At 68.3% G+C, this 11,732-nt stretch carries 6 protein-coding genes; 2 read left to right on the top strand and 4 right to left on the bottom strand.

Translation table 11 applies throughout. From position 1 onward, the window contains the following. Positions 1-94: 94 nt before the first annotated feature. Positions 95-1,537 (top strand): NAD-dependent succinate-semialdehyde dehydrogenase, encoded by a 1,443-nt coding sequence (locus N8A90_RS04625; RefSeq protein WP_262073474.1) that lies wholly within the window; start codon positions 95-97, stop codon positions 1,535-1,537. A 52-nt stretch (positions 1,538-1,589) separates the two neighbouring features. On the opposite strand, the gene N8A90_RS04620 is transcribed toward N8A90_RS04625, so the two are convergent. After that, a complete protein-coding gene (locus tag N8A90_RS04620) occupies positions 1,590-2,564 on the bottom strand; it encodes a Bug family tripartite tricarboxylate transporter substrate binding protein (protein WP_262073473.1) in 975 nt (324 codons plus the stop codon). An 83-nt stretch (positions 2,565-2,647) separates the two neighbouring features. Further along, positions 2,648-8,413, bottom strand: a complete 5,766-nt coding sequence (gene uvrA / locus N8A90_RS04615) for an excinuclease ABC subunit UvrA (protein ID WP_262073472.1) — start codon at positions 8,411-8,413, stop codon at positions 2,648-2,650. A 186-nt stretch (positions 8,414-8,599) separates the two neighbouring features. On the opposite strand from uvrA, the gene N8A90_RS04610 reads away from it, so the two are divergent. Next, on the top strand, positions 8,600-9,712 hold the full coding sequence (locus tag N8A90_RS04610; protein WP_262073471.1) for an ABC transporter substrate-binding protein: 1,113 nt from the start codon (positions 8,600-8,602) through the stop codon (positions 9,710-9,712). A 27-nt stretch (positions 9,713-9,739) separates the two neighbouring features. On the opposite strand, the gene N8A90_RS04605 is transcribed toward N8A90_RS04610, so the two are convergent. After that, positions 9,740-9,889: a hypothetical protein gene (locus N8A90_RS04605; protein ID WP_262073470.1), complete on the bottom strand. Its 150-nt coding sequence runs from the start codon at positions 9,887-9,889 to the stop codon at positions 9,740-9,742. A gap of 122 nt (positions 9,890-10,011) precedes the next feature. Continuing rightward, complete coding sequence (locus N8A90_RS04600) at positions 10,012-11,706, bottom strand: MFS transporter (protein ID WP_262073469.1); 1,695 nt, start codon at positions 11,704-11,706, stop codon at positions 10,012-10,014. Positions 11,707-11,732 lie beyond the last annotated feature (26 nt).

The following is an 11,732-nucleotide window of genomic DNA, read 5'->3' as shown; positions in this document are numbered from 1 at the left end:
CGAATCCGACACGCGCCCCGCGCGCAGGGCGGCACCGTTCGGTGCTTGCCACGGCTTCTCTTTTCCATCCCCGCAGTCCGACGAAAGACGCCTCATGACCACTTCCTATCCCTCGACCCAACTGCTCATCGCCAACGAATGGGTGGACGCCAAGAGCGGCAAGACGCTCGACGTGCGCAACCCCGCCACCGGCCAGGTGATCGGCCAGGTGTCGCATGCAGGCATCGCGGACCTCGACCGCGCGCTGGCTGCGGCGCAGAAAGGCTTCGAAGCCTGGCGCGATACGCCCGCCAACGAACGCGCCGCGATCATGCGCCGCGCCGCCGGCCTGATCCGTGAACGCGCCGACCAGATCGCGCCGCTGCTCACGCAGGAGCAAGGCAAGCCGCTGGCCGAAGCCCGCGTCGAGACGCTGGCCTCCGCCGACATCATCGAATGGTTCGCCGACGAAGGCCGCCGCGTGTATGGCCGCATCGTGCCCTCGCGCAACCTGGCCGCGCAGCAGCTGGTGATGAAGGAACCGGTCGGCCCCGTCGCCGCCTTCACGCCTTGGAACTTCCCGATCAACCAGGTGGTGCGCAAGCTGGGCGCCGCGCTCGCTGCCGGCTGCTCGTTCCTGGTGAAGGCGCCGGAAGAAACGCCCGCCTCGCCCGCCGCGCTGATCAAGGCCTTCGTCGACGCCGGCGTGCCGGCCGGCACCGTGGGCCTGGTCTTCGGTGACCCGGCCGAAATCTCGAACTACCTGATCCCGCACCCAGTGATCCGCAAGATCACCTTCACCGGCTCGACGCCCGTCGGCAAGCAGCTCGCCGCCCTGGCCGGCGCCCACATGAAGCGCGCGACCATGGAACTGGGCGGCCACGCACCGGTGATCGTGGCGGAAGACGCTGACGTGGCCCTGGCCGTACGTGCCGCCGGCGCCGCCAAGTTCCGCAACGCCGGCCAGGTCTGCATCTCGCCGACCCGCTTCCTGGTGCACAACAGCCTGAAGGCAGAGTTCGCACAACTGCTGGTCAAGCACGCGCAGAGCCTGAAGCTGGGCGACGGCCTGGCCGAAGGCACGACCCTCGGCCCGCTCGCCAACGACCGCCGCCTGACCGCCATGGCCAAGGTGATCGAGAACGCGCAAGCCACCGGCGCCAAGGTCGCGACCGGCGGCGAGCGCGTGGGCAGCACCGGCAACTTCTTCGCGCCGACCGTGCTGACGGATGTCTCGCTCGACGCGGATATCTTCAACAACGAACCCTTCGGCCCGGTCGCCGCCATCCGCGGCTTCGACACGCTCGACGAAGCCATCGCCGAATCCAACCGCCTGCCCTTCGGCCTGGCCGGTTACGCCTTCACCACCTCGATCAAGAACGCGCACCAGCTGGCGCGCCGCGTCGAAGTGGGCATGCTGTGGATCAACCAGCCCGCCACGCCCTCGCCGGAAATGCCTTTCGGCGGCGTGAAGGATTCGGGCTACGGTTCGGAAGGCGGCCCGGAGGCTGTGGAGGCGTACCTCAACACGAAGGCCGTGTCGATCATGGCGGCCTGATCGCCGTCTGCCCTTCAGGCCTCAAAGCCGCTACCGCTGGGTAGCGGCTTTTTTATTGCCCCTTCGCCAAACCCAGCTTCTCGATGATCACCTTCTCGCGCGCCACCGTGTCCTGCGCGAACTGGGCGTACTGGGCGCTGCTCTTGTAGTCGGGCAGCATGTCGTACTTGCCCAGCGCGGCGACGTAGCTGGGCTCTTCCATCGCCTGCTTGAAGGCGTCGTGCAGCCTCTTCACGACCTCGGGCGGCGTGCCCTTGGGGGCGCCGATGCCGAAGGGCGAGTTCTGGACGATGTCGTAGCCCAGCTCCTTCAGCGTGGGCGCGTCGGGGAACTTGGCCAGGCGCTTTTCGCCCCAGGTATTGAGCACGCGCAGTTTGCCGGCCTCGACCAACGTGGCGAAGCCGGTGCTGTCGGCGCCGGCCATCAGCTGCCCGCTCTGCAGCGCGAGCATCAGGTCGGCGCTGCCCTTGTACGGGATGTGCTGCAGCTGGATGCCGGCCTGCTGCGCGATGCGCTCGGTCGTGAGGTGCGGGCTGGTCAGCGTGCCGGTCGAGCCATAGCTCAGCTTGCCCGGGTTGGCCTTGGCGTAGTCGACGAAGTCCTTCCAGGTCTTGAAGGGGCTGTCGGCCGGCACCACGATGCCGAAGGCGTAGCCGGTGACGTTGATGACGTAGCTGATGTCCTTGATCGGGTCCCAGTTGATCTTGGTGGTGTAGCCGAGCCGGAACACGCCGAGCGGGATCTGCGCCACCGTGTAGCCGTCGGCCGGCGCGCCCTGCAGCGCCTGCGCGGGCAGCGTGCCGCCGGCGCCGGGCTTGTTCTCGACGATGACCGGCTGGCCCAGGATCTTGCTGGCGTTGTCGGCCAGCTGGCGCATCGTGATGTCGGTGGGGCCGCCCGCCGGGAAGGCGATCACGAGCTTGACGGGCCGGCTGGGGAAGGCCTGCGCCTGCGCGGCGAAAGGCGTGGCCAGAGTGGCCGCCGCCAGCGCAGCAGCGCCGAAAGAGACAAGGGAACGACGATGCATGAAAGGCTTCCTGGAGAAAAATCCGAAGCCGTCCATTGGGCCGAAGGGGACTTCACCACGCAATCGGTGAAGTCCCGCGTCGGTCACCTGCGTGTCAGCACCGGCCCCAGCGCCACCCCCGTGTGCGTGCCGAGCTTCACCACCTCCTCCGGAGGCGCCGCCGCCACGATGCGCCCGCCGCCGTTGCCGCCCTCCGGGCCGAGGTCGATCAGCCAGTCGGCTTCGGCGATGACGTCGAGGTCGTGCTCGATCACCACCACGCTGTGCCCGCCGTTCACCAGCCGATGCAGCACGTGGATCAGCTTCTCGACGTCGGCCATGTGCAGGCCGACCGTCGGCTCGTCGAGCACGTACAGCGTGTGCGGCGCCTTCTGCCCGCGGCGCGTGATGTCGTCGCGCACCTTGGCTAATTCGGTGACCAGCTTGATGCGCTGCGCCTCGCCGCCGCTCAGCGTCGGCGACGGTTGCCCCAGCGTGAGGTAGCCGAGCCCCACGTCCTTGAGCAGTTGCAACGGGTGGCTGATGTTGGGCATGGCGGCGAAGAAGTCGACCGCCTCGTCGACCTCCATCTGCAGCACGTCGCCAATGCTCTTGCCGCGCCAGGTGACGGCCAGCGTCTCAGGGTTGAAGCGCGCGCCGTGGCAGACCTCGCACGGCACCTTCACGTCGGGCAGGAAGCTCATGCCGATGGTGCGGATGCCGGCGCCGTCGCAGGCCGGGCAGCGCCCTTCGCCGGTGTTGAAGCTGAAGCGGGCCGGCGCATAGCCGCGCGCCTTGGCCTCCAGCGTGTCGGCGAAGAGCTTGCGGATCGTGTCCCAGAAGCCGATGTAGGTGGCAGGGCAGCTGCGCGGCGTCTTGCCGATGGGCGTCTGGTCGACCTCGAGCACGCGGTCGATGCTCTCGTAGCCCTCCACCGACGCGCAACCGGACCACGCGGCGCGCTTGCCCACCGCATCCTTGTCGCGGCCGGCCTTGGTCATGCGCTGGATGACGATCGCCTGCACGTTGGTCAGCAGCACGTCGCGCGCGAGCGTCGACTTGCCCGAGCCGCTGACGCCGGTGATCGCGACCAGGCGGTGCAGTGGCAAGGTGGTCGTCACGTCCTGCAGGTTGTGCAGGTCGGCGCCGTGCACCGTGAGCCAGTCGGGCGCGCCGGGCTCGGGCGGGGGCACGGCGCGACGTTCCTGCAACGGATGCTTGATCGCATCGCGCAGGTAGCGGCCCGTCTGCGAATCGCCCGCCGCCTCGATGTCGGCCACCGTGCCTTCGGCCACCAGTCGGCCGCCGCGCTTGCCCGCGCTGGGGCCGATGTCGATGATGTGATCGGCGCGGCGGATGGTGTCTTCGTCATGCTCCACCACCACCAGCGTGTTGCCCTTCTCGCCGAGCTTGTGCAGCGCATTGAGCAGGATGCGGTTGTCGCGCGCGTGCAGGCCGATGGTCGGCTCGTCGAGCACATAGCACACGCCCTGCAGATTGCTGCCGAGTTGCGCCGCCAGGCGGATGCGCTGCGCCTCGCCGCCGGAGAGCGTCGGTGCACCACGGTCCAGCGTGAGGTAGCCGAGGCCGACCTCTTCGAGGAACTCGAGCCGACTCTTGATCTCGGGCACCAGGTCGCGTGCGATCTCCGCCTCGCGGCCGACGAGCGCGAGGCCCTCGAACCACTGCCGGATGTCCATCACGCTCATGCGTGCGATCTCGGTGATGCCGATGCCGCCCGCGCCGAACGGGCCGGCATGGGCGGCCGGATGCGTCGCCGGGCCGAAGCTCACCGCGCGTGCGGTCGCGTTCAGGCGGCGGCCCTCGCAGGTCGGGCAGACCGTCTCGCCCACGTCTTCGGCTTCGGGTTCGGCGAAGGTCTGTTCGCGGCCCTTCTGGTCGTCGGCCAGCACCGAGTCGTCGTAGACCTTGCGCTGGTCCTTGGTCAGCTTCACGCCCGTGCCCACGCAGTCGGGGCACCAGCCGTGCTTGCTGTTGTAGCTGAAAAGGCGCGGGTCGAGTTCGGCGTAGCTCGTGCTGCAGACCGGGCAGGCGCGCAGCGTGGAGAAGACCTGCGTGCGCCCGATGCCCGCCGTCGGCTCGCCGGCCTCCATCGCGGGCTTGAGCGCATCGATGTCGCTCAGCACGTGCACCACGCCCTTGCCGAGTTCGAGCGCCTTGGTCAGCGCCTCGCGCAGCGCCGCCTCGTTCGACGGCGACACGTCGAGGCTGGCCACCGGCAACTCGATGCTGTGTTCCTTGAAGCGGTCCAGCCGCGGGAAGGGCGTGACCGGCAGGAAGCCGCCGTCGACCCGCAGGTGCGTGTAGCCGCGCGGCCGTGCCCAGTCGGCCAGCTCGGTGTAGACGCCCTTTCGGTTGCTCACCAGTGGCGCGAGCAGGCCGATGTGCTGGCCGCGGAAGTTCTTCAGCAACTGCGCCGCGATGCTGTCGGGCGTCTGCGGTTGCACGGCCGCGCCGTCGTGGATGCAATGCTGCGTGCCGAGCTTGACGTACAGCAGGCGCAGGAAGTGCCACACCTCGGTGGTCGTGCCCACCGTGCTCTTGCGGCCGCCGCGCGACAGGCGCTGCTCGATGGCCACCGTCGGCGGAATGCCGTAGACCGCATCGACCTCGGGCCGGCCTGCCGGCTGCACGATGCTGCGCGCATAGGCGTTGAGCGATTCGAGGTAGCGCCGCTGGCCTTCGTTGAACAGGATGTCGAAGGCCAGCGTCGACTTGCCCGAGCCGCTGACGCCCGTCACCACGCTGAACTTGCCGCGCGGGATATCGACGCTGAGGTTCTTCAGGTTGTGCTCGCGCGCGTTGACGATCTGGATCGCCTCGCGGCCGAAGGTGGGCAGCGCACGCCGTGCCAGCTCGGCGCCGCTGCGCTCGCGCACCGCATGGCGCGACGGGCCGAGCGAGAGTTCGTAGTCGCGCAATGCGTCGCCGGTGAGCGAGCCCTTCATCTCGCGCACGTGCTCCGGCGTGCCCACGGCCACGACCTGGCCGCCGCCGTCGCCGCCTTCGGGGCCGAGGTCGATCAGCCAGTCGCTGGCGCGGATCACGTCGAGGTTGTGCTCGATGACGACCAGCGAATGGCCCGCATCGAGCAGCTTGCGCAGCGCGCGCATCAGGCGCGAGATGTCGTCGAAGTGCAGGCCGGTGGTCGGCTCGTCGAACAGGAAGAGCGTGCCGCGCCGCGCCACCGACTGCTTGCTGGCCGTGCCGCTCTTCGCGGCCTCCGCCAGAAAGCCCGCGAGCTTGAGGCGCTGCGCCTCGCCGCCCGACAGCGTCGGCACCGGCTGGCCCAGCTTCACGTAGTCGAGGCCGACGTCGACGATGGGCTGCAGCACGCGCAGCACGTCGCGGTCGTTCGCGAAGGTCGCGGCGGCCTCGGCCACCGTGAGGTCGAGCACGTCGGCCACGTTCAGGCTGCGGCCGCCGCGTTCGATCTTCACTTCGAGAATCTCCGGGCGGTAGCGCTGACCGTCGCAGTCGGGGCAGCGCAGGTACACGTCGGAGAGGAACTGCATCTCGACGTGCTCGAAGCCCGAGCCGCCGCAGGTCGGGCAGCGCCCGTCGCCGCTGTTGAAGCTGAACTTGCTGGCGGTGTAGCCGCGCTGGCGCGACAGCCCGGCCGTCGCGAAGATCTCGCGCACGGCGTCCCACGCGCCGACGTAGCTGGCGGGGTTGGAACGCGCCGTCTTGCCGATGGGCGACTGGTCGACGAAGACGACATCGCTCAGGTGGTCGGCGCCCAGCAGGCGGTCGTGCTCGCCGGGCGACTCGGTCGCCTTGCCGAAGTGGCGCATCAGCGCGGGCGCCAGCACGTCCTGCACCAGCGTCGACTTGCCCGAGCCGCTGACGCCGGTGACGACCACCAGGCGCTGCAGAGGGAACTCGACGGTGATGTTCTGCAGGTTGTGCTCGCGCGCGCCTTCGAGGATGAGGCGCGGCGTGCTGTCGGTCACCGCGCGCTTGAAGCCCATGCCGATCTGCTTGCGGCCGCCGAGGTAGTCGCCGGTCAGCGTGTGCGCATTGCGCAGTTCGTCGGTGGTGCCGTCGAACACGATCTGGCCGCCGCGGATGCCGGGGCCGGGGCCCATGTCGATCACGCGGTCGGCCGCCAGCATCACGGCCGGGTCGTGTTCGACCACCACCAGCGTGTTGCCCGCGTCACGCAGGCGCAGCATGGCTTCGGTGATGCGGTTCATGTCGCGCGGGTGCAGGCCGATGCTGGGCTCGTCGAGCACGAACAACGTGTTGACCAGCGAGGTGCCGAGCGCGGTCGTGAGGTTGATGCGCTGCACCTCGCCGCCGGAGAGCGTGCGGCTCTGGCGGTCGAGCGTCAGGTAGCCGATGCCCACGTCGTGCAGGTAGCGCAGGCGCGTGGTGATCTCCTCGAACAGCAGCTTGAGCGCCTGGGCATCGCCTTCGTTGGCGTTCGCGCCGTTGCCGCGGTGCTCGATGCCGTCGAAGAACTTCCGCAGCCGCTCGATGGGCAGCAGCATCAGGTCGTGCAGGCACAGGCCGGGAAGCGCCTCGAGCTGCGCGCGAGACCACTTCGTGCCGACCGGCAGGAAGCGCTTGCCCGGCGCGAGCACGGCGTCGGCATCTTCCTTGCGGCCGATGCGCCACAGCAGGCTGTCGAGCTTCAGGCGCGCGCCGCTGCAGGTCGGGCACGGCGTGTAGCTGCGGTACTTCGACAGCAGCACGCGGATGTGCATCTTGTACGCCTTGCTCTCCAGGTAGCCGAAGAAGCGCTTGATGCCATACCACTGCTGGTTCCACTTGCCCTTGTAGTTGGGTGAGCCGTCGAGCACCCAGTCCTTCTGCTCCTGCGTGAGCTTGGCCCAGGGCGTGTCGCGCGGAATGCCGGCGTCTTCGGCATGGCGCATGAGATCGTCCTGCGCCTCTTTCCACGCAGGCGTCTGGATGGTCTTGATCGCGCCGGCGCGCAGCGTGAGCTTGTCGTTGGGAATGACCAGGCCGAAGTCGACGCCGATCACGCGGCCGAAGCCGCGGCAGGTCTCGCAGGCACCGACGGCCGAGTTGAAGGAGAACATCGACGGGATCGGGTCGCCGTAGCGGATGTCGGTCTCCGGGCAGTGCAATCCGGTCGAGAACTTCCAGATGTCGGGTGCTGCGCCCTCGTCCGCCGGCACCGCATACACGGTGAGCCGGCCCACGCCACGCTTCAGCCCAGTCTCGATGGCTTCGAGCACGCGGGCCCGCTCGGCGCTTGAGAGGCGGAAGCGGTCGGCCACCACGTCGAGCACCTTGCGCGGGCCGGTCGGCGTCGCGACCTCGCGCTCGGCCTGCACGCGCGTGAAGCCGCTGGCGGACAGCCACTGCGTCACTTCTTCGGGCGTCGTGCTGGCGGGCAGCTCGACCGGGAAGGTCACCACGATGCGCGGATCACCGGCCGCCGCTGCACGCTCGACCAGCGCCGCGTAGATGGTGTCGGGCGAGTCGTGGCGCACCGGCAGCGCCGTGTCGCGGTCGAACAACTGGGCCGCACGGGCGTAGAGCAGCTTCAGGTGATCGTTCAGCTCGGTCATCGTGCCGACCGTGGAGCGCGAGGAGCGCACCGGGTTGGTCTGGTCGATGGCGATGGCGGGCGGCACGCCTTCCACCTTATCGACCGCCGGCTTGTCCATGCGGTCGAGGAACTGGCGGGCGTAGGCCGAGAAGGTCTCGACATAGCGGCGCTGCCCCTCGGCGTACAGCGTGTCGAACACGAGGCTCGATTTGCCCGACCCGCTGGGGCCGGTGACCACGGTCATCTCGCCGGTGCGGATGTCGAGATCGAGGTTCTGGAGGTTGTGCTGGCGTGCGCCGCGAATCCGGATGGAGCCCTGTGTCATGCGTGCCTTGGGGGTGGGGCAGACATTCTAGGAAGGGGTTGCGCTGCTTTCCGCCCGCGCCGTGACATGGCGCACAAGACCCAAGGGTTTCCCCGGGGCCTCAAAAATAGACATTTGGTAACAAATGCAACCTCCGCGACAGGGCTTCTCCCCCCGTCTCCTCCGCACCTCTTCTCGGAACTCGACATGAAGCATCTTCGTCTGCTCTGCGTGGCCGGCCTGCTGGCCGTGGGCGCCAGCGCCGCCCCGGCCCAGATCCTGATCGGCCAGACCGCCGGCATCACCGGCCCGGTGGCGGGCAGCATGAACGAAACCATCCTGGGCGCGCAGTTGATGATCGACAGCGTGAACGCCCAGGGCGGCGTGAACGGCGAGCCGATCGAGATCGTCCGTCTGGACGACGGCTTCGACGTGAAGCGTGCCGGCGAGAACGCGCGCGTACTGATCGAGGAGCGCAAGGTCGTCGCCCTCTTCATGAGCCGGGGCACGCCCCACACCCAGGCGATCCTGCCGTGGCTCGACAAGCACGGCGTGGCGCTGATCGGCCCGTCGACCGGCGCGATGGTGCTGCACAAGCCGGTGCAAAAGCACGTCTTCAACGTCCGCTCCACCTACCAGCGCGAGTCGGAGAAGGCGGTGCAGCACCTGCACACCGTGGGCATCGACCGCATCGCCGTCGTGCACGCCGCCGACTCCTTCGGCAAGGACGGCCTGGAAGGCGCCAGCAACGGCTTCGCCAAGGCGAAGATCCAGCCGGTGGCGGTGATCCCGGCCGACCGCGACAAGCCCGACTACGCCGCCATCCTGCCGGCGCTGGCCAAGGCCAACCCGCAGGCCGTGCTCTGGATCGGCTCGGCCGACGCGGTGGCCGAGGGCGTGAAGGGCTTGCGGGCCTCCGGCTCGGCGGCGCAGGTCGTCACGCTGTCGAACAACGCGTCGGGCGGTTTCATCAAGCAGCTGGGCAAGGCCAGCGGCGGCGTGATCGTGACGCAGGTGTTCCCGTCGGAGCGGGCCATCGCCCAGCCCATGGTGAAGGAAGCCCAGGCACTGGCCAAGGCCAAGGGCCAGGGCGAGCTGACGCCGCAGATGCTCGAGGGCTTCGCGTCCGCCAAGGTGCTGGTGGAAGCCCTGCGCCGCGCCGGCCCGAAACCCACGCGCGCCAAGGTGCTGGCGGCGCTCGACGGGCTGCGCAACTACGACCTGGGCGGCGGGCTCGACATCAACTACTCGCCCACCGACCACTCCGGCATCGACTTCGCGGACCTGTCGATCATCAGCGACGGGAAGTTCAAGCGCTGAGCGGCCGAAGAAGGCGCCCGGCCGTCTTCACTTCGGCGCACTGGCCGCGGGCGCCGGCTCATGCGTGGCATCGCCGCCGTGCTTCTCGCCGGACATGTCGACCTTGTCGCCCGCCTTGCCGATGAAATAGAGCGATACCGCGGCGAAGATGACGAAGCCGACGACGAGTTTCCACATGGGTGGGGTCTCCTGAGGTTGTGCGATGTTCAGAAAAAGGGCTTCATGCGGCCCATCGGCTGGCATGAAGCCCCTGTGCTGAACAGCCTCGCCGCGCGCCCGCGGTCGAGGCCTGGCGCCGATCAGTCGTTGGCGTAGATGTCGACGTCCTTCGTCTCGCGGATGAACAGCGTGCCGATCACCAGCGTCATGCCCGCGATGATGATCGGGTACCAGAGGCCGTTGTACATGTTGCCGGTGCTCGCCACGATGGCGAAGGCGGTGGTGGGCAGCAGGCCGCCGAACCAGCCGTTGCCGATGTGGTACGGCAGGCTCATCGAGGTGTAGCGGATGCGCGTGGGGAACATCTCGACCAGCATGGCGGCGATGGGGCCGTAGACCATGGTCACCAGCAGCACCAGCCAGAACAGCAGCGCCACCGTCAGCACCTTGTTCATCTTGGCCGGGTCGGCCTTGGCCGGGTAGCCCGCGACCTTCAGGTCGTCGCCGACTTCCTTCTTGAAGGCCGCGATGGCCTTGGCCGACGTTTCATCGAACTTCAGGTTGACCACGTTGCCCGCGGGCGCCGCCACGCTCTTGGCGCCGATCTTCACCACGGCCGGCGAGCCTGCCGGGCCGGCCACGTTTTCATAGCTCACCGAGTTCTGCACGAGGTAGCGCTTGGCGATATCGCAAGAGCTCTTGAAGTCGATCTCGCGGGCCACCGGGTTGCCCTGGAAGGAACAGCTGGCTGGGTCGGCCGTCACCACGACACCGGCGGTGGATTGCGCCTTGGCCAGGTCGGGGTTGGCGGCTTCGGTGATCATCTTGAAGACCGGGAAGTAGGTAACCACGGCCAGCAGGCAGCCGGCCATGATGATCGGCTTGCGGCCGATCTTGTCCGACAGCGTGCCGAACACCACGAAGAAGGGCGTGCCGATCAGCAGTGCCGCAGCGATCATCAGGTTCGCGGTGGTTGCATCGACCTTCAGTTGGGCCGTCAGGAAGAACAGCGCATAGAACTGGCCCGTGTACCAGACCACGGCCTGGCCGGCGGTCAGGCCGACCAGCGCCAGAATCACGATCTTCAGGTTCTTCCACTCGCCGAAGGATTCGGACAGCGGCGCCTTCGAGGTCTTGCCCTCGGCCTTCATCTTCTGGAAGGCCGGCGATTCCGACAGCGACAGGCGGATCCACACTGAGACGCCCAGCAGCAGGATCGACACCAGGAACGGAATGCGCCAGGCCCAGTCGGCGAAGGCGGCCTCACCGACGGCCAGCCGCACGCCGAGGATCACCAGCAGACTCAGGAACAGGCCGAGCGTGGCGGTCGTCTGGATCCACGAGGTGTAGGCACCGCGTTTGCCGTGCGGCGAATGTTCCGCGACGTAGGTGGCGGCACCGCCGTACTCGCCGCCGAGCGCCAGGCCCTGCAGCATGCGCAGCGCGATCAGGATGACCGGTGCCGCGACGCCGATGGTGGCGTAGCTGGGCAGCAGGCCGACGATGAAGGTCGACAGGCCCATGATCAGGATGGTGACCAGGAAGGTGTACTTGCGCCCGATCATGTCGCCCAGGCGGCCGAACACGATGGCGCCGAAAGGCCGCACCAGGAAGCCCGCCGCGAAGGCCAGTAGCGCGAAGATGAAGGCTGCGCCCGCATCCAGGCCGCTGAAGAACTGCCGCGCGATGATCGCCGCCAGCGAACCGTAGAGGTAGAAGTCGTACCACTCGAACACGGTGCCCAGCGAGGAAGCGAAGATGACCTTCTTTTCCTCGGCGGACATGGGCCGGGGGGCCGGATGCGGCACCCCCCTCGAATCTAGTGTGGCTGCCATATCTGTCGTCTCCTGTTGATGTACTG

The organism is Variovorax sp. N23 (assembly GCF_025486315.1).
Lineage (GTDB): Bacteria > Pseudomonadota > Gammaproteobacteria > Burkholderiales > Burkholderiaceae_C > Variovorax.
The sequence above is the reverse complement of the archived record's forward strand: the minus strand, read 5'-3'. Positions and strand labels throughout refer to the sequence as shown.